Annotated in this window: 19 protein-coding genes; 14 read left to right on the top strand and 5 right to left on the bottom strand. The window is 65.0% G+C overall.

Features of this window, described 5'->3' with window-relative positions:
- Positions 1-466 precede the first annotated feature (466 nt).
- Genes ligA through H535_RS0115250 form a run of 3 tightly spaced genes read left to right on the top strand, consistent with a single transcriptional unit; the run spans position 467 to position 4,010 of the window.
- Positions 467-2,647 carry an NAD-dependent DNA ligase LigA gene (ligA, locus tag H535_RS0115260; RefSeq protein WP_035769862.1) on the top strand — a complete coding sequence of 727 codons (2,181 nt, stop codon included), beginning with the start codon at positions 467-469 and terminating at the stop codon, positions 2,645-2,647.
- Entirely contained in the window at positions 2,644-3,462 is an 819-nt protein-coding gene (locus H535_RS0115255; RefSeq protein ID WP_035769859.1) for an inositol monophosphatase family protein, read from the top strand. Before ligA ends, H535_RS0115255 begins: the two co-directional genes overlap by 4 nt.
- Entirely contained in the window at positions 3,459-4,010 is a 552-nt protein-coding gene (locus H535_RS0115250; protein WP_051299396.1) for a GNAT family N-acetyltransferase, read from the top strand. Before H535_RS0115255 ends, H535_RS0115250 begins: the two co-directional genes overlap by 4 nt.
- A 13-nt stretch (positions 4,011-4,023) precedes the next feature.
- Here H535_RS0115250 and H535_RS25845 read toward each other — a convergent pair whose 3' ends face one another.
- The gene (locus H535_RS25845) at positions 4,024-4,875 is read right to left on the bottom strand and encodes an ABC transporter permease (protein WP_051299394.1); all 852 of its coding nucleotides are present in this window, start codon (positions 4,873-4,875) and stop codon (positions 4,024-4,026) included.
- Positions 4,872-5,771 (bottom strand): daunorubicin resistance protein DrrA family ABC transporter ATP-binding protein, encoded by a 900-nt coding sequence (locus H535_RS0115240; protein ID WP_026820231.1) that lies wholly within the window; start codon positions 5,769-5,771, stop codon positions 4,872-4,874. The genes H535_RS25845 and H535_RS0115240 overlap by 4 nt, the downstream gene beginning before the upstream one ends.
- A gap of 130 nt (positions 5,772-5,901) precedes the next feature.
- Here H535_RS0115240 and H535_RS0115235 point away from each other — a divergent pair, with 130 nt between their 5' ends.
- The 9 genes from H535_RS0115235 (at position 5,902) to H535_RS0115195 (ending at position 13,620) form a co-directional block, all read left to right on the top strand.
- Positions 5,902-6,903 (top strand): TetR/AcrR family transcriptional regulator C-terminal domain-containing protein, encoded by a 1,002-nt coding sequence (locus H535_RS0115235; RefSeq protein ID WP_035769857.1) that lies wholly within the window; start codon positions 5,902-5,904, stop codon positions 6,901-6,903.
- A 75-nt stretch (positions 6,904-6,978) separates the two neighbouring features.
- Positions 6,979-7,293, top strand: coding sequence for a hypothetical protein (locus H535_RS0115230; RefSeq protein ID WP_026820229.1), 315 nt, complete (start codon positions 6,979-6,981; stop codon positions 7,291-7,293).
- A 43-nt stretch (positions 7,294-7,336) separates the two neighbouring features.
- Positions 7,337-7,633: an Asp-tRNA(Asn)/Glu-tRNA(Gln) amidotransferase subunit GatC gene (gene gatC / locus H535_RS0115225; RefSeq protein WP_026820228.1), complete on the top strand. Its 297-nt coding sequence runs from the start codon at positions 7,337-7,339 to the stop codon at positions 7,631-7,633.
- The gene (gatA, locus tag H535_RS25840; RefSeq protein WP_081416722.1) at positions 7,623-9,284 is read left to right on the top strand and encodes an Asp-tRNA(Asn)/Glu-tRNA(Gln) amidotransferase subunit GatA; all 1,662 of its coding nucleotides are present in this window, start codon (positions 7,623-7,625) and stop codon (positions 9,282-9,284) included. Before gatC ends, gatA begins: the two co-directional genes overlap by 11 nt.
- On the top strand, positions 9,281-10,798 hold the full coding sequence (gene gatB, locus H535_RS0115215; RefSeq protein ID WP_026820227.1) for an Asp-tRNA(Asn)/Glu-tRNA(Gln) amidotransferase subunit GatB: 1,518 nt from the start codon (positions 9,281-9,283) through the stop codon (positions 10,796-10,798). The genes gatA and gatB overlap by 4 nt, the downstream gene beginning before the upstream one ends.
- Before the next feature lie 5 nt (positions 10,799-10,803).
- Positions 10,804-11,691 (top strand): aminoglycoside phosphotransferase family protein, encoded by an 888-nt coding sequence (locus H535_RS0115210; protein WP_026820226.1) that lies wholly within the window; start codon positions 10,804-10,806, stop codon positions 11,689-11,691.
- Between the two features lie 66 nt (positions 11,692-11,757).
- Complete coding sequence (locus H535_RS25835) at positions 11,758-12,822, top strand: SGNH/GDSL hydrolase family protein (RefSeq protein WP_051299392.1); 1,065 nt, start codon at positions 11,758-11,760, stop codon at positions 12,820-12,822.
- A 130-nt stretch (positions 12,823-12,952) separates the two neighbouring features.
- Entirely contained in the window at positions 12,953-13,240 is a 288-nt protein-coding gene (locus H535_RS0115200) for an AbrB/MazE/SpoVT family DNA-binding domain-containing protein (protein WP_035769855.1), read from the top strand.
- Positions 13,240-13,620: a type II toxin-antitoxin system VapC family toxin gene (locus tag H535_RS0115195; protein WP_026820224.1), complete on the top strand. Its 381-nt coding sequence runs from the start codon at positions 13,240-13,242 to the stop codon at positions 13,618-13,620. The genes H535_RS0115200 and H535_RS0115195 overlap by 1 nt, the downstream gene beginning before the upstream one ends.
- Before the next feature lie 91 nt (positions 13,621-13,711).
- Here the strand turns inward: H535_RS0115195 and H535_RS0115190 are convergent, their stop codons facing one another.
- Together H535_RS0115190 and H535_RS0115185 are read right to left on the bottom strand one after the other, a co-directional pair.
- Positions 13,712-14,365, bottom strand: a complete 654-nt coding sequence (locus H535_RS0115190; protein ID WP_026820223.1) for a hypothetical protein — start codon at positions 14,363-14,365, stop codon at positions 13,712-13,714.
- Entirely contained in the window at positions 14,362-14,757 is a 396-nt protein-coding gene (locus H535_RS0115185) for an SANT/Myb-like DNA-binding domain-containing protein (RefSeq protein WP_026820222.1), read from the bottom strand. Before H535_RS0115185 ends, H535_RS0115190 begins: the two co-directional genes overlap by 4 nt.
- Before the next feature lie 6 nt (positions 14,758-14,763).
- Here H535_RS0115185 and H535_RS0115180 point away from each other — a divergent pair, with 6 nt between their 5' ends.
- Together H535_RS0115180 and H535_RS0115175 are read left to right on the top strand one after the other, a co-directional pair.
- Positions 14,764-16,056 carry a PEP/pyruvate-binding domain-containing protein gene (locus tag H535_RS0115180; RefSeq protein WP_245580338.1) on the top strand — a complete coding sequence of 431 codons (1,293 nt, stop codon included), beginning with the start codon at positions 14,764-14,766 and terminating at the stop codon, positions 16,054-16,056.
- Positions 16,057-16,079: 23 nt separating this feature from the next.
- Positions 16,080-16,685, top strand: coding sequence for a histidine phosphatase family protein (locus H535_RS0115175; RefSeq protein WP_026820220.1), 606 nt, complete (start codon positions 16,080-16,082; stop codon positions 16,683-16,685).
- Between the two features lie 53 nt (positions 16,686-16,738).
- On the opposite strand, the gene H535_RS0115170 is transcribed toward H535_RS0115175, so the two are convergent.
- Positions 16,739-17,362: an HAD family hydrolase gene (locus H535_RS0115170; RefSeq protein ID WP_026820219.1), complete on the bottom strand. Its 624-nt coding sequence runs from the start codon at positions 17,360-17,362 to the stop codon at positions 16,739-16,741.
- Positions 17,363-17,404 lie beyond the last annotated feature (42 nt).

The following is a 17,404-nucleotide window of genomic DNA, read 5'->3' as shown; positions in this document are numbered from 1 at the left end:
CCGACAAAATAGGAACAGATATGTGGTTAGAGATAACTGAATGATAACGAAGTGGCGATACCGGGTTTTGTTAGTATGGCGCGCACCCCACGGCAGGAACTGCGCTGGCGGCCCCACCGGGCTGGCACCCCACCGCATGCACTGGCTGCTCACCCTCGGCAGGGCCGGTCAGGCCGCCAGCCTAATGAACTTGTGAACGGCGGGGCGCCCCGCCGTATACGGCGCACAGACGACTCAACAGGCCAATCAGGGGCAACAAACAGCGCAGACAGCCCGCCAGTAACAACGATTCCAGTTCCAGCGAAATTGTCCATGGCCGCCGCTGAACCTGTGGATAGCAAGGAGGAGGGCGCGTATACGACCATCCCAATGCGAAGCAGATCCAGTAATCCGTTCAGTGCGGCAGCAGTCGCTAACAGCAGTCGCTAAAGGCAGTCGCTAAAAATCGTCGGAGGTATGAGGCAAGATAGAAAGCGTGAGTACAGAAGTGGAGCAGCAGTCCAAACCGCCCAGCGATGACGTTCGCACCGAATATGACGAATTGGCTGAGGCTGTCCGCAAACACCGTTTTGCCTATTACCAACAGGACGCCCCCACCATTTCGGATGCAGAATTCGACCAGCTCTACCGCAGGCTGGAAGAACTCGAAGGCCTGCATCCGGAGCTCAAATCGAATGATTCCCCCACCCAGGAAGTGGGAGGGGCAGTGTCCGCCGCATTCAGCCCGGTGGAACATTTGCAGCAGATGTACAGCCTGGAGGACGTCTTCTCCATCGACGAACTGAAGGTGTGGTTCACCCGCGCCCAAGCCAGCGTGGAGCATCTCGGCGGTCGTCATGCGAAAAACCTGAAGTGGCTGACCGAGGTGAAAATCGACGGCCTGGCGATCAATCTCCTCTACCGGAATGGCGAGTTGATCAGGGCCGCCACCCGCGGAGATGGCAGGATCGGCGAAGACGTGACGCACAATGTTTTGACCATCAAGGACATTCCCCGGCATTTGAAGGGCCCAGACCATCCGGCGGAAATGGAGGTCCGTGGCGAAGTTTTCATTCCGTCCAAAGAGTTCCTCGCCCTGAACGAATTCATGGTCGAGTCAGGCAAACCACCCTTCGCGAACCCCCGGAATGCTGCTGCAGGTTCACTGCGCCAAAAGGATCCGGAGACGACGGCGAAGCGGCCCTTGAGCATGTACGTCCACGGCATCGGCTCCCGGGAAGGGCTGGAGGCCCGGAGCCAGTCCGGCACGTACGATCTGCTGGAGAGCTGGGGACTGCCGGTGTCGCCATACACCAGGGTGCTCGACGGGTATGACTCGGTGCGCGAATTCATCGAGCACTACGGCGGACACCGTCACGATCTGCGCCACGAAATTGACGGCATCGTCATCAAGATCGACGACTTCGCCACCCAACGGGCGGTGGGGTACACCTCGCGCGTTCCCAGGTGGGCGGTTGCCTACAAGTATCCTCCCGAGGAGGTGCATACCAAGTTGATCGACGTCGCAGTCAACGTCGGACGTACCGGACGGGTGACACCGTTCGGCGTGATGCAGCCGATCAAGGTGGCCGGATCCACGGTGGAGATGGCAACCCTGCACAACAAGGACGTCGTCAAGGCCAAAGGGGTGCTGATCGGCGATACCGTTGTGCTCCGCAAGGCAGGGGACGTGATTCCCGAAATCGTCGGTCCAGTCACCGCCCTGCGCGACGGCAGCGAGCGGGAATTCGTGATGCCGACACACTGTCCTTCCTGCGGCACGCAGCTCGCCCCGGCGAAGGAGGGCGACGTCGACATCCGCTGCCCCAACGCCAAGTCCTGTCCGTCCCAGTTGCGGGAGCGGATCTTCCACCTGGCCGGTCGCGGCGCGTTCGACATCGAGGCCCTGGGGTGGGAAGCCGCCGTCGCGCTCACCGGTCCGGCGGAGCCGGAAACGCCCCCGCTGGGCAGCGAAGCGGACCTGTTCGATCTGCAGATCGAAGATCTCGCCGACGTCAGAATCGAGCGGGAAAGGCGCTCCAAGGGCGCGGCGCCGGGCGAGACGGAACTGGTGCCATACTTCTACTCCAAGGGCACCGACAAGAAGCCGTCCGAACCATCGGCCAACACCCGCAAGCTGTTTACCGAATTGGAAAAGGCCAAGAGCCAGCCGTTGTGGCGGGTGCTGGTTGGATTGTCCATCCGCCATGTAGGGCCGACGGCGGCACGCGCCTTGGCCACGGCCTTCGGCTCCCTGCCTGCCATCCGTGAGGCCAGCGAGGAACAGTTGGCCGACGTCGACGGCGTTGGTCCAACTATTGCCGCTGCCTTGGAGGAATGGTTTGCCGAGGACTGGCACTGCGAAATTGTGGACAAATGGGCGGCCGCCGGAGTACGGATGGAAGACGAAGCGGACGAAAACACGCCGCGGACGCTGGAAGGGCTCACCGTCGTCGTCACCGGAACCCTGGAGAACATCAGCCGTGACGAGGCGAAGGAAGCCATCATCACCCGTGGTGGAAAGGCATCCGGGTCGGTGTCGAAGAAGACGGACTACGTGGTTGCCGGCGATAACGCCGGCACCAAACTGGATAAGGCTGAATCTCTGGGTCTGACGGTCCTGGACGAAGACGGCTTCCGCAAACTGTTACTGGAGGGGCGTCAATGAGCCAGACACCACTGATCGATGAACTGCTCGACGTCGCCCAGGCCGCTGCGGCGGCGGGAGCAAAGGTGCTGTCCGGGCGGAATGCCGGCGAGTTCAACGCCACCAATAAGAGCGGCGACGGCGACTGGGTCACCGCGTTCGACATTGCGGCTGAAGAAGCCGTTCGGGAAGTCATCACCGGCGCGCGCAGCACTGACGCCATCACCGGCGAGGAGCTCGGAACCAGCATGTCAGACGATTTTTCGGGCATTCGCTGGTCCATCGATCCGCTGGACGGCACGACCAACTTCATCCGCAATATCGTTTACTACTGCACCTCAGTTGCCGCCTGCGACCGGGAGGGCAACTGGCTGGTGGGAGTGGTGAACGCCCCCGCGCTCGGACGGATCTATTGGGCCACGAAAGACGGTGGCGCCTGGATCACCGAAGGCGGTGCCACCCGGGAACTTCCCGGACCGGTCACGGGGCGCAAGGGAGGCATCCTGGGCACCGGGTTCTCCTACGACGAGGATCTCCGCGCCGACCAGGTGAAGGATTTCTTGCCCATGATGAAGGGGCTGTCGGACATGCGGAGGCTGGGATCCGCGGCGCTCGATCTGTGCATGGTCGGCGACGCCACGTTGGACGCCTACGGCGAGCGGGGGCTGAACGAGCACGATTGGGCTGCCGGCGCGCTGATCGCCGAGGAGTCCGGTGCCTGGGTGCACCGCCCGCAGCTGCCCTCGCCGCTGGAGGGCGGACCCACGGAGCCGGACCGGCTCGCCGCCTGGATCGCTGCTTCCGCGCCGGACTTGTCGGCGAGGTTCCCGGTATGACCGGTCCGGGCCGGCAGCAGGTTGCGGCCAGTACCGGCGTGCCGCCTGAGGCCGGGGTGCGCATCCGTCCCGTGCGTGCCCAGGACTACGACGACGTCGCGCGGCTGACTGCCGCGGCTTACATCGGTGAGGGTTTCGTCGGTGCGGACGATGGCGACTACCTGCCGATGCTGATGGACACCGAACGCCGTGCCGGCCATGGGGAACTTCTGGTGGCTGAACTCGAACACCAAGTGGTCGGTGCCGTCACCCTGGCAGAGGCCGGCGGCGAATACGCCGACATTGCCCGAGACGGTGAGCTGGAGTTCCGGATGCTGGCCGTTGATCCCCGGGTGCAGCGCAAAGGTGTCGGACGCGCACTGGTGCGCGCCATCGTCGAGCATGCCCGGGAACGCGAGCGTATCGATGCCGTGGTGCTCTCCACCGAGGAGAAAATGGGCGGCGCCCATCAACTTTACGCATCGTTGGGGTTCCAGCGCCGTCCGGATCGCGATTGGGCGGTGCCGGAGTACGGCATCCGCCTGCTGGTCTTCCACCTGGCCGTGTGAATAACCAGTCCGGTCACCGGCGCCCTGCCCGGCGCCGGAATGCCGCGGCACCCCAGATCACACCGATGGCGCCGATTCCGATGCACCAGGCCACTGCCGCCGGGCCATACCAGCCCGGGTCTGTTCCCATCAGCAGGGCGCGCAGGGATTCATTGACCGCGGTGATCGGCTGGTATTCGGCGATTGGCTGCAGCCAGCCGGGCATCGTCTCCACGGGGACAAAGGCACTGGAGAGGTAGGGCAGGAACAGCAGCACAAAGCCGTATCCCGAGGCTGCCTGCGGTGAGCCTGCCACCACTCCGATCGCGGTGAATAAGGTGGTGATCGCCAGGATGTACAGGGCGACAAGCCCGGCCGCGGCAAGCCATTGCGCCGGGCCGGCCGAGGGGCGGAACCCGACCAGCAGCGCCACCAGGATGACGACGGCGGTCGCCACCAGGTTCCGGGCGAGTGAGGCCACGGTGTGTCCGGTCAGCACGGCCGAGCTGCGCATCGGCATAGTGCGGAATCGGTCGATAATGCCGTTTGCCATGTCAGTGGCGGTGTCGACAGCGGCCGACGAGGCACCGAAACCTGCGCAGGTCAGGATGATTCCGGGGACCACGTAGTCGACGTACCCGCCGTCCTGGGCGATCGTTCCACCGGCCGAGATGGCTCCACCGAACACATAGGTGAACATTAACATCAGCATGACCGGCAGCAGCACCGCCATCAGCATGGTCTCCACATCGCGCAACGAGTGCCTCACGCTGCGGCCGATCAGGACGGCGTCGGCGACTCCCGGTGCTGGCCGTCGGCGTCCTGGCCGGCGGCCGGGGCCAAGGGTGGTTTGCGGTTGCGGCGTCGTGGTGTTGGTTGTGCTCATGAGAATGCTTTCTGTGTCGTTGCCTGCCCGGCCGCGGGGTCTGTGAGGTGAAGGAAGACGTCGTCGAGCGTGGGGGAGCGCAGGGACACGGCGGCGCCGGGCGCCGCACGCTCTTCGAGCTGGTTAATCGCCGCCCGCAATCCCGGCAGGGTGCCATCAGTGGGGACGGCAGCCAGCAGTTCGCCGTCGTGGGTTTTGAGCTCGACGACGGTCTCGCCCACCTGCGCCTTCAGCTCCCCCGGGGACCCGCTGGCGACCACACGCCCGCCGTCGATCAGCGTGACGTCATCGGCGAGTTCGTCCGCCTCCTCGAGGTACTGGGTGGTCAGCAGGATCGTCGCACCGTCGGTGCGCAGCCCGTGAATGGTCTGCCAGAGCGCACGGCGGCTCCTGGTGTCCAGTCCTGTGGTGGGTTCGTCCAGGAAGATGACCGGCGGGGTGGCCACCAGGCTCAAGGCGAGGTCGAGGCGCCGCCGCATGCCCCCGGAGAAGGTGACGACCCTTTGCCGGGCTGCGTCGGCCAGGTCGAATGATTCGAGCAGTTCACGGCTGCGCCGTCGGGCTTCGGCGCGGTTCAGGCCGTTGAGCCGGCCCATCATTGTCACGTTCTCTTCGCCGGTGAGGACTTCATCGACCGCGGCGGCCTGGCCGGTGACACTGATCGACTCGCGGATGGCGGACGGGTCCCTGGCCAGGTCGTGGCCGTTGACCGTGACAGTTCCTGCGTCCGGGGCAACCAAGGTCGAGAGGATGTTGAGCAGTGTTGTCTTGCCGGCGCCGTTGGGGCCAAGGACGGCTGCGATGGATCCGGCCGGAACCTCGAGGTCAATGCCGTCGAGGACTGTCCGGGTGCCGAATGCTTTGCGGACACCGAGTGCTTGAATGGTGGCTTCCATGGAGTGCTCCGGAGGGTTGGACTATTCGGGAACGAGTTTATGGGATAAACAATGTTTAATGGATACACTGATATTTGGCAATGGTCAAGCAAATTTCCGCCGAATGGTCGGCTGAGCGAGGATGGAGGACATGAAAACGTCCGATTCAGAGCCCGAACTGCCGAGAGGCATAGCCCTGGCCTGGGGAGTGGCGGCCACGCCGCAGCGTGGTCCCCGGCGGGAACTCAGTGTCGAGGGGATTGTCGCAACGGCGATGGAGATTGCCGACGCGGAGGACCTTACTGCAGTCTCCATGACCGCCGTAGCAGCGAAGCTCGGCTACACCACGATGTCGCTGTATCGGTACGTTTCGGCCAAAGAGGACATGGTCCTGCTGATGTACGAGCAGGCGTTCGGAGTGCCGCCCCGGCCTGATGGGGATGTGGGCTGGCGTGAAGCGGCGCGTGCCCTGTTCGACTCGCAGCTGGCCGTTTACCGTGCACGTCCCTGGGTGCTGGATATCCCGATTCGGGGGATCCCGTCCACCCCGAACACCGTGGCGTGGATGGACGCGGGCCTGGCCGCGTTCGAGTCGACGCCTCTGAGCCAGGCCGACCGGTTGTCCGCCACCCTGCTGCTGAGCGGGCAGGCCTACTGGCAATCCTTGATTGAGCGTATGTATACGCAGGCCGCCCCGGACGAGTCGACACTGGAGGAGGTCGAACGCAGCTGGGAGCAGATGCTCCGGTCGCTGGTCACTGCCGAACAGTTCCCGGCGGTGTCACGGGTGCTCGAAGAAGGACTGCTGGGCCCGGAAAGCACCAACGATCCGTTCGCGGTCGGGGTCGAGCTGGTACTGGATGGGATTGCCCGGCTGGTGGATGCCTCGCAGGGCGGACTTCCGCACGGCTCCGGGCAGCAACCCGAGGCGGAGGAACCGGACGAATCCGAAGCTGCCCCGGCCGGACCGCGGTCTGTGGAAATCGAAGCTGCAGTGATGAAGGAGACGGCCGTCCGGGAAGCTTCACGCAAGCGTCGGGAGGCCGAAACCAAGCTGCGGGAGGCTGAAACGAAACTGCGCGAAGCGCAGCGCAAAGAGCAGGATGTGCTGGCGAAGTCGCGTGAGCGGGCACGAAAACGCGCCGGGAAGTAGTAGTCTTCGCATATCTCTATGGTGTCGGTGCTGCACTTCCGACGGTGGTGGGAACTCGATGAGGAAGGCGTGACAATGACTGGAGCGATCACGGCGATCGTCAGAGTAGCCAGGCGCATTCTGCTTCTGGCCACTTCCATGATTGCGAGTGCCATTATCTGCATGGTCCTCTTCGCGGCCGGTCTCGCGGTTTCCGCGACGTTGGGACGCGACATCGTGATCCCCGGACTGGTCAGCGCTGTTCCAGGGGCATGGCCGGAGTTGGCGAGCGGCACTGCCATGTTCCCCGGGGTTTTTGTCTGGCTGTTTGGTATCGCCGCGCTCCTGTACTTCATAACGCTGCATGCGGATAAGAAGCGGCACGCCACCGCCCATGGTCATCACCAGTAGACTGGATACGACAAAACCCACTCGCTTGAAGCACAGGAGATTAATGTCTACCCTGCGTCGCGGCCAGGTGGCGCATCTCGCGCGGCTGGCTCATATCGATATGTCCGACGAGGAACTGGACCGGATGTCCGGCGAGCTCGATGTGATCGTTGACTCCATCAAGTCGATCAGCGAAGCCGCCGGCGACGACGTCCCGCCCACGTCCCATCCGCTTCCGCTGACGAATGTGTTCCGCGAGGACGTCGTCGGCCAGACGCTGTCGAATGAGGAGGCGCTTTCCGGCGCACCGGATTCGGCGGACGGACGGTTCAAAGTGCCCGCGATTCTGGATGAGGACTAATTACGTGAGCGAATTGATCAAACGCACAGCCACCGAGCTGGCCGGGCTGCTGGCTTCCGGCGAAACCACCTCGGTCGAGTTAACCCGGGCCTGCTTGGACAGGATTGCCGCCGTCGACGGTTCCCTCAATGCGTTCCTGCATGTGAACGCCGAAGAGGCCCTGGCCGTCGCCGCCGAAGTTGACGAACTGCGGGCCGCCGGCAAGGGCGCCGACCTGCACCCATTGGCCGGCGTTCCGATCGCGGTGAAGGACCTGATTGTCACCAAGGGACAGCCGACGACGGCAGGCTCGCGGATGCTCGACGGCTGGGTCAGTCCCTACGACGCCACCGTGGTGACTAAGCTGCGGGCGGCGAAAATGCCGATCCTGGGCAAGACCAACCTGGACGAGTTCGCCATGGGCTCTTCCTCGGAGCATTCGGCCTACGGGCCCACGCGGAACCCATGGGATGTGGAACGCATCCCGGGCGGTTCCGGCGGTGGTTCGGCCGCCGCCGTCGCCGCCTTCGAGGCTCCGCTGGCGCTCGGCACCGACACCGGCGGCTCCATCCGGCAACCCGGGGCGATGACCGGAACCGTCGGCACGAAACCCACCTACGGGGGAGTCTCCCGCTACGGCGCCATCGCGATGGCGTCTTCGCTTGACCAGATCGGCCCGGTGACCCGGACGGTGGAGGACTCCGCATTGCTGCAGGAAGTCATCGGAGGCCACGATCCGGCGGACTCGACGTCGTTGGCTGATCCCCTCGAAGGGCTGGTGGACGCGGCCAGGCACGGCGACGTCTCGGGGCTGCGCATCGGCGTCGTCAAGGAATTGGGCGGCGAGGGCTACCAGGCCGGCGTTCGCGAGCGCTTCAGCGAGTCCCTCGACCTGCTGCGCGACGCCGGCGCGGAGATCGTCGAGGTCTCCTGCCCCAACTTCGACTACGCCCTGGGCGCCTACTACCTGATCATGCCCTCGGAGGCCTCCAGCAACCTGGCCAAGTTCGACGGCGTCCGCTTCGGCAACCGGGTGCTTCCGGATGGACCGACCACCATCGAACGCGTGATGGGAGCGACCCGTGAGGCCGGATTCGGCGACGAGGTGAAGCGGCGCATCATCCTGGGCACCTACGCGCTCTCCGCCGGGTACTACGACGAGTACTACGGCTCGGCGCAGAAGGTGCGCACCTTGGTCCAGCGCGATTTCGAGGCGGCCTTCAAGCAGGTCGATGTGCTGATTTCACCGACGACGCCGACGACGGCCTTCCCGCTGGGGGAGAAGCTGGACGACCCGCTGGCCATGTACCTGAACGACGTCGCGACCATTCCAGCCAACCTCGCCGGTGTGCCCGGTCTGTCACTGCCCGGCGGCCTCGCGTCCGAGGATAACCTGCCGGTCGGCATCCAGCTGCTCGCGCCGGCGAAGCAGGACGCCCGGCTCTACCGGGTCGGCGCGGTGCTCGAATCGAAGCTCGAGGAAAAGTGGGGCGGCCCACTGCTCGCCCAAGCACCCGACGTCCAGCCGGTGGTCGACTCGGTGGTCGACCAAGGGAGCGCCTCGGTGGTCGACCAAGGGAGCGCCAGCGACCGCGCGGAGACCCGCGCGGAGACCCGCATGGAAGCGAGGGCCATGAGCCACACCGAAGCCACGGAAGGAAGCCGGTCATGACGACGACCGCCACAACGGAACTGATGACCTTCGACGACGCCATCGCCAAGTACGATCCGGTCCTCGGTTTCGAGGTCCACGTCGAGCTGAACACCAAGACCAAGATGTTCTCCGCCGCGCCGAACGCTTTCGGCGACGATCCGAACACCAATGTCACCCCGGTCTGCCTCGGCCTGCCGGGGGTGCTGCCCGTGGTGAACAAGCACGCGGTCGAGTACTCCATCAAGATCGGCCTGGCTCTGGGCTGCACGATCGCCGAAAGCTGCCGGTTTGCCCGGAAGAACTACTTCTACCCGGACACCCCGAAGAACTTCCAGACCTCCCAGTACGACGAGCCGATCGCCTACGACGGCGCTATCGACATCGAACTCGATGACGGCACCGTCTTCACCGTGGAGATCGAGCGCGCGCACATGGAGGAAGACGCCGGCAAGCTCACCCATATGGGCGGCACCACCGGCCGCATCCAGGGTGCCGAGTACTCGCTGGTGGACTATAACCGCTCGGGTGTTCCGCTGGTGGAGATCGTGACCAAGCCGGTCGAAGGCGTCGGCGACCGCGCCCCTGAACTGGCCAAGGCCTACGTCACCGCCATCCGGGAAATCGTCAAGAACCTGGACGTCTCCGATGCCCGGATGGAACGCGGCAATGTGCGCTGCGACGCCAACGTATCGCTGCGCCCGGTCGGACAGGAAAAGTTCGGCACCCGCTCCGAGACCAAGAACGTTAATTCGCTGCGTTCGGTCGAGCACGCCGTGCGTTTCGAGATCCAGCGCCAGGCAGCCCTGCTCGACGGCGGCGGCGAGGTGGTGCAGGAAACCCGCCACTGGCATGAAGACACACGTTCGACGACGTCGGGCCGGCCGAAGTCCGACGCCGACGATTACCGCTACTTCCCCGAGCCCGACCTGGTTCCGGTGGTGACGGACAAGGACTGGATCGAGGAACTGCGCAGCCAGCTGCCGGAGCCGCCGGCCATCCGCCGGAAGCGACTCAAGGCCGATTGGGGGTACTCGGACGAGGAATTCCGGGACGTGGTCAACGCCGGGTTGCTGGATTCGGTCGAGGAAACCATCGCTGCCGGGGCAAGCCCCGCCGTCGCCCGGAAATGGTGGATGGGCGAGGTTTCCCGCCGGGCCAAAGCCGACGACGTGGAACCGGCTGCACTGGGTGTCACGTCGGCGACGATCATAGAGCTCAACGAGCTGATCGAGGCCGGCAAGATTAACGACAAGCTGGCCCGCCAGACCCTCGACGGTGTGCTCGCCGGTGAAGGGAGCCCGTCCGAGGTGGTTGAGAAGCGCGGCCTCGCCGTCGTCTCGGACGACAGCGCCCTGCTCGAGGCAATCGACGGTGCGTTGGCCGCGCAGCCGGATGTCGCGGACAAGATCCGCGGCGGGAAAGTCCAGGCCGTCGGGGCCATCGTCGGCGGCGTGATGAAGGCGACCAAGGGTCAGGCCGACGCCGGCCGCGTCCGGGAGCTGATCCTGGAACGCCTCGACGTCCAAGCCTAAGAACCGTGGCCAATCTTCCGGCCGCGGAGGTTGAAGTCAGTGAGCAGCTGGTTCGCCGGCTGCTCACTGACCAGCACCCGGACCTGGGCGGATTACCGCTGAAGCTGCAGGCCAACGGCTGGGATAACGCGATCTACCGGCTGGGGGATGATCTCACCGTTCGTCTGCCCCGCCGGCAGCAGGCCGCCGGGCTGATCGTCAACGAACAGCACTGGCTGCCCGTTTTCGCGCAGTGGGTCAAGGTGCAGCTCCCGGTCCCCGTCCGGGTGGGCGAGCCGACGCCGTACTATCCGTGGTCGTGGTCGGTATGTCCCTGGTTCAGAGGCACGTTGGCCTCTGAAGTCCCCCGGAACGAGCGGACCGCTTTTGCCGAAGAGCTCGCCGACTTCCTCATCGCTCTGCATCGTCCGGCACCGGAACACGCGCCGGCCAACCCGGTCCGCGGAGTACCGCTGGCCACCCGCCGCGCCGCGGTCGCGCAACGGCTGGGCAGCGGCGGGCTCCCGGGCGCTGCGGATCTTGCAAAACTGTGGGACGAGTTGAGCGCCGCCCCTGATTGGTCCGGACCGCCACTGTGGCTGCACGGGGACCTGCATGCGGCCAATATTGTGTACGGCGAGGACGCGCTGAGCGCGGTGATCGATTTTGGCGACCTCACCGCCGGCGACCCGGCCACGGATTTGGCCACCGCATGGCTGACTTTCGATGCCGAGGGCCGGGGCCGCTTCCAAAACCGCGTGGGCAGGAAGGGCGTCGACGCGGACACTTGGAAACGGGCGCGAGCCTGGGCACTGTCCATGTCGACGGCGATGCTGGCCGCCTCCGACGATCATCCGGGCATGCGTGTTCTCGGTGAGGAATCGCTGGAACAGGTCTTGGGGCATAATGAGTAGAGGTCTCGCAGGAAGTCCAACGGGGCGTCGGCTGATGTGAAGCGGCGCCGTCGAAGGGTGGGTACTGTGGTCGAAACGACCAGTCATCATGGCATCCAGGTGCTGACCAGCGCGGGGGCCGTTGCCGCCGGCGGTGCAGTGCTCTTTGCCGCGCTGGTCAGCTGGGAAGCGGTGCGGGCGCGCAAGACCACCGAGGCCAAGCAGAGCGATTATCTTCCCCTCGCCACGGGACGATACGACGACGGCGGCGGAGCCGGCGAACCATTGCACATGGCCGTGCTCGGCGATTCGCTGGCCGTCGGGCTCGGGGCGGAAACGCCCGACCGGACGCTGGGAGCCTTACTGGCGCAAGGGCTGTCCCATGTATCCGGCCGGCCCGTGCAGCTGAACAATGTGGCAGTGGTTGGAGCGAGGTCGTCTGGACTGCCGGGCCAATTCGCCACGTTGATGCAGCAGGGGAATCGCTTTGACGTGGCGCTGATCGTCATCGGGGGCAACGATATAGTCAATCTGGTCCGGCCCCGTGATGCCGGGCGCCATCTGGCGTCGGTGGTGCATCAGCTTCGGAGCATCGGATGCGAGGTGGTGGTGGCGTCCTGCCCGAACATGGGCACTGTCCGGCCATTGGTGCAGCCACTGCGGACCTACGCATACTGGGCGAGCAGGCTGCTGACCACCACCCAGACCATTGTGGTGCTGCGTGCCGGTGGACGTACCGTCTCGTTGGCCGACCTGCTGGGGCCGATGTTCTGGCGGCAACCGAAGGTGATGTTCTCGTCCGACCACTTCCATCCGTCATCGCTGGGGTATGCGCGGGCCGCCGACGTGCTGCTGCCCAGTATTTGTGCGGCAGCGGGGCAGCGGACCCGCAAGGAGGTTACGGTTCCACACCGGGTGCACCGGCGCGGTCGCCGCCATCCACTGGCGTGGCTGGCGTTTCGTGCCTCGCGCTACGCCGGCAACGAGGTCAGCGCGAAGCCGGGTCGGGACGACGACCGCGTGACGATCGGACGCAGGCTGTTCAAGCGACTGCCGCTTCCGATTGGCCAGTCGGCAGCCAACGGGGGACCCGGCGGAGTGAGCGACTTCCGGTCCACAGGGGAGCCTGCGCCGTATTATCCACCGTCATGATCGGTCGTGCCCGGTCTTAGCAGCCTGCCCGATGCCTGGGTGTAGGCCAATACGGCTAACAATTGCATGTTAGTCATATATTCGTCGCATGTGGCTTGTTTATAGATTCAATGGCGTGCATACTCAGAATATGACACAAATATCCCAGGAGGTGGCAACAGCAGAAGTTGTCGCCACAGAGAACGGGCGCCTGACCATCCCGGCGCACGTGCGGCGCGCCGCAGGCATCGAGCCCGGACAACGGCTAGTTGTGTATGTCGAAGATGGCAGGGTGATGATCGAGGGGCAAACCCAATTGGCGGCACGCATTCGCCGCGACGTCATGGCTTGCTGGCGTGGCGAAGGCTCAGCCGTCGATGAGCTGATTGCCGAACGACGCGCCGAGTTTGCCGCAGAAGAGGCGGAGGAGAATCGATAGTGGCGGCGGTTCTGGATACTTCTGCAGTGCTGGCTTGGATCCACGCGGAATCCGGTGCAGACGTTGTGGATCCTTTGTTATCTCATGCAGTGATGTCCTCCGTGAATTGGTCTGAGTTGGCGCAGAAGCTGCAGCAGCATGGGGTCGGACCGCATCAGGTCAGCAGTCGCCTCCAGGCTCTTGGAATTGTGGTGGAGGCCTTTACCCCCGAGGACGCATTGAACGCAGCGGAACTTTGGCCGTCGACCCGTAGGTTTGGATTGTCTCTGGGCGATCGGGCCTGCCTCGCGTTGGCCCAACGGCTGAAGTTGCCGGTGGTGACTGCCGATCAGGCATGGACACGTTTTGAGTTTGGTCCGGGAGTGCGGCTCATCCGCTGATCACGTGCTGGAACTGGCGCCGGCCGCCCTATTCGGGAATCATCGAATGCATAACTGTTCGGCCTGTGCTTTTTCACTGAGCTCTCCGACGTTACCTTTCGAGGGGCCACGCTGCTGTGCGGCGGTCGATGCCGAGTGTGGCGATGAGGTCTTCATGAAGCTCGAACCAGACGCGATGGCAGGAATCGACGTCGGTACGGTCGACCCAGCCGCCATCGCCTGCTTGAGCGCGTTGCAGGGCCGCGGTGAATCGTGTGTCGTATCCCTGAAACCGGGTGAGGATGTCTGCGAGTCGTCTGGCGAGCGGAGTGAGAGCGCGGTCGATGGTGGCGAGTTCGTCGAGGACGCAGGCATCCCACACGGGATCTGAGTGATCGTTCGCGGCGAGTCGGTCACCGGGCACAGGGTGCAGCTGCCAGTCGGTGCAGGCCTGTTGGAGGCGGGCGTTCAGCGGGAGGAACCCGCGGTGGATCGCGCGGATTTCATCGTCACCGCCGCCGGCGGCGGCGAGTTCGTCTCGCAACTGCCGCTCGTTCTCGGTCCGGCCCATCCCGGTCAATGACCAGCCGCCGATGTCGGCGAAGGCGGCATGTTGCACCCAGCCGCGCGCTTCGGCGTCGCGCAGTATTCCGGCTGTTTCCGCGGGGTCGAGCCCAAAGCGGTGAGCGATCACCTGGGTGTCGGCGAACCCCGTGATGCGGACGGCGTGCAGGACCAGCAGCCCGGTCGGGGAGGCCCGGGTCATGAGTCGGAGCCTTGTCGCTCTGCAAGCCGGTTGTAGTGCTGCTGGCACGCCTGCGGGGAGTTGAATCCCATCGCCTCGGCTATCTGCGCCCAGGTCAGGCCGGCGCTGCGGGCGGTGAACAGCAGCCCGGATTCGAGGCCCTCGGCCTCGGCGCGTGCTGCGGGCAGCAGCGCAAGCGCGTGCAGGAGGTCTTCCGGAGGGAGGGCTGCCGAGCGCCACAGGGCGAACTGCGCGAGGTCCATCGCCGACGGCGGCACTGGCGCGGGTCGCCAGGGACGAGCATCAAGTTCTTCGGCCCCCAGGCCCAACAGTCGATCCGTGGCGTCCTGCTGACGGCCGGCGAGGGCGTGATCGTCGTGCGCGGCTTGGGCGATGTCGTACTTGCGTGGCATGCCACTATGGTGCACAATCAACAGAACGTTGTCAACGGTTCGTTGAAAGGTGTGGGAATGGTGGTGGCTCTGCACGATGCCGTGGCGGAGACCTGCGGTGCGAAGGCGGCGGCGCTGGGGGAGCTGCGCCGCGCCGGCTTGCCGGTGCCCGACGGGTTCGTTATCGGGTTCGACGCGTACCGCGCCGCGTTCAATGGCTTGGATATCACCTCATCGAACAACGGGCGGAACGAATCTGGCGCGGCGCAACTGATGATCGGAACCCGCGCGCTTCGTCCCGACTTGCTCGAAGCCGTAGCGCGCGGGCTCGACGTGCTTGCTAACCCGCCGGTGGCTGTGCGGTCTTCGGCGGCCGACGAGGACGCTGCCGGTGCATCGGCGGCCGGCCAGCATGAGAGCATCCTTGCGGCGCAGGGCATCGATGAAGTCGTTGACGCCGTCCGTATCTGCTGGGCCTCGCTGCACTCGGCACGCGCCAACGACTATCGCAGCGGCCCCGGCCATCACTGGTCGTCGGGGGACTCGGCGATGGCTGTCCTCATCCAACGTCTGGTGGATGCCGATACCTCCGGGGTGATGTTCACCGCTGCCGGGCCCGAGGGCGGGACCGAAATCGAGGCGTCCTGGGGGCTGGGCCTCAGCGTCGTCGGAGGCACCGTCACCCCCGACGCCTATCGCGTCGCCGCCGACGGAGCGGTCGCCTGCGTCATCGGAGAAAAGCGGACCCGCCTGGACCGGCACGGCAGGCAGGTGGCTATCAGCAGCGTGTCCGGCCCCGTGCGAACCCGGCCGACGCTCGACGACGCGACCGTCCTGCGGCTTGCCCGGTACGGGACGGAAATCGCCGACATGCTCGGCGGAGCGCAGGACATTGAGTGGGCGATCGCGGACGGCAATATTTGGATCCTGCAAGCCCGGCCGGTCACGGCCGCTCCGCCGTCGCCACCACCGTCCGAGACCTCGGCCACGCCGTCGGCCGCTCTGACCGGGACACCGGGCAGCCACGGGAGCGCCACTGGCACCGCGCGGATCGTCCGTGGCCCCGATGACTTCTCCCGCGTGCACCCGGGCGACATCCTGGTATGCCCCAGCACCGACCCATCCTGGACACCCCTGCTGCGCTTCGCCGCCGGCGTCGTTACCGAAACCGGTGGCATCCTCTCCCACGCGGCGATCGTCGCCCGGGAGTACCGCATCCCCGCTGTTCTCGGGACCCGCAACGCGACCAGCCGAATCCGCGACGGCACCGCCATCATCGTCGACGGCACCACGGGAACCATTAAGACAACAAGCACCTGATCCGGAAGGAACCGCGATACCTCATGGGAATCCGACATCTCTACCTCGCCCGCCATGGTGCTGCCGACGCGTTCGGCGAACCCACCGACACCGGACGCCGACAGGCGAACCTGCTGGGAAAACGGCTCGCCACTGTCCCCGTCGAAGCCGTGTGGCACTCACCGCTTCACCGCGCTACCGCCAGCGCGCACGAAGTCGCCCGTCATCTACCGGACGCGACCGTGGCCGAGGCAGCTGAACTCATCGACCACGTCCCCTACGTTCCCAGCGCGGCCGAGACACCACCGTCCTGGATCGGATTCTTCGACGGCTACGACGAGGCTGAGGCCGCGGCGGGGCACCGGATCGCGCAATCCTTGTCCGCCCGATTCGCGACACCCTCCGATCCATCACAGAGCGAGGACACCCACGAGGTACTCATCACGCATGACTATCCCATCGCTTGGCTCGTGCGCCACGCTCTGGACGCTCCGCCTGCCCGGTGGCTCGGTCTCAACAGCTCCAACACCGCACTCACCGTCATCGCATACCGCCCCAACCTGCCTCCCACGATGGTGATGTTCAACGACATGACCCACCTGCCCGCCGACTTGCGCTGGACCGGATTCCCCAACACGCCAGTGCCGTAACGATCACAATCAGTTGCTCGAGCCTGGACGGGCACGGCCGGCCCACAGGTCACTTAGTTGAGAAGGCCGAGTTGATTAAGATCCTGCCGCAGTTGATCCGCTCCCACGAACTGCAGGGCCACTAATCCCAGCGATTGGGCGGCCTCCACGTTCGAGACCGAGTCATCGATGAAGACCGTTGCCTGCGGCTGCAGTGCGTAGGTCGATACCAGGCGGCGGAAGATCTCCGGATCCGGTTTTGCCACGCCTTCTTTGCCGGAGACCATCACCGCCTCCATCCGATTAATCACCGGCGCGGCCACCGGGGCACAGTCGAAGGTCTCGGCTGACCAGTTGGTCAATCCCAGGAGCCGGACTCCCTCGGCGTGCAGGTCTTCAATAATCCCGGCAGTTCCTGGAATCGGCCCGGTAAGGGCTTTGTCGAAGCTGTGGAAATATTCTCTGACCAGATCACCATAATGCGGGTTCTTACCGCCAGCGATAGCGGACACCTCGGCAACGGGCATTCCAGCGTCCGCCAGGCGGTTCAGTCCGAAGAAATCCGCGGCCTCGGTGAACTCTTCCCACTCGGGACGACTCAGCCGGTCCGCAAGCGGGCCAAAAGGATCCCATCCAACAACTACATTACCCAAGTCAAAGACAACGGCGCTGGGATTTTCCATCGGCGGCTGAAGCATGTTCCACAGTCTAAGCCACCTCAATGTGGGCACGGCCCTTGA

This window comes from Arthrobacter castelli DSM 16402 (assembly GCF_000430705.1).
GTDB lineage: Bacteria > Actinomycetota > Actinomycetes > Actinomycetales > Micrococcaceae > Arthrobacter_C > Arthrobacter_C castelli.
The sequence above is the reverse complement of the archived record's forward strand: the minus strand, read 5'-3'. Positions and strand labels throughout refer to the sequence as shown.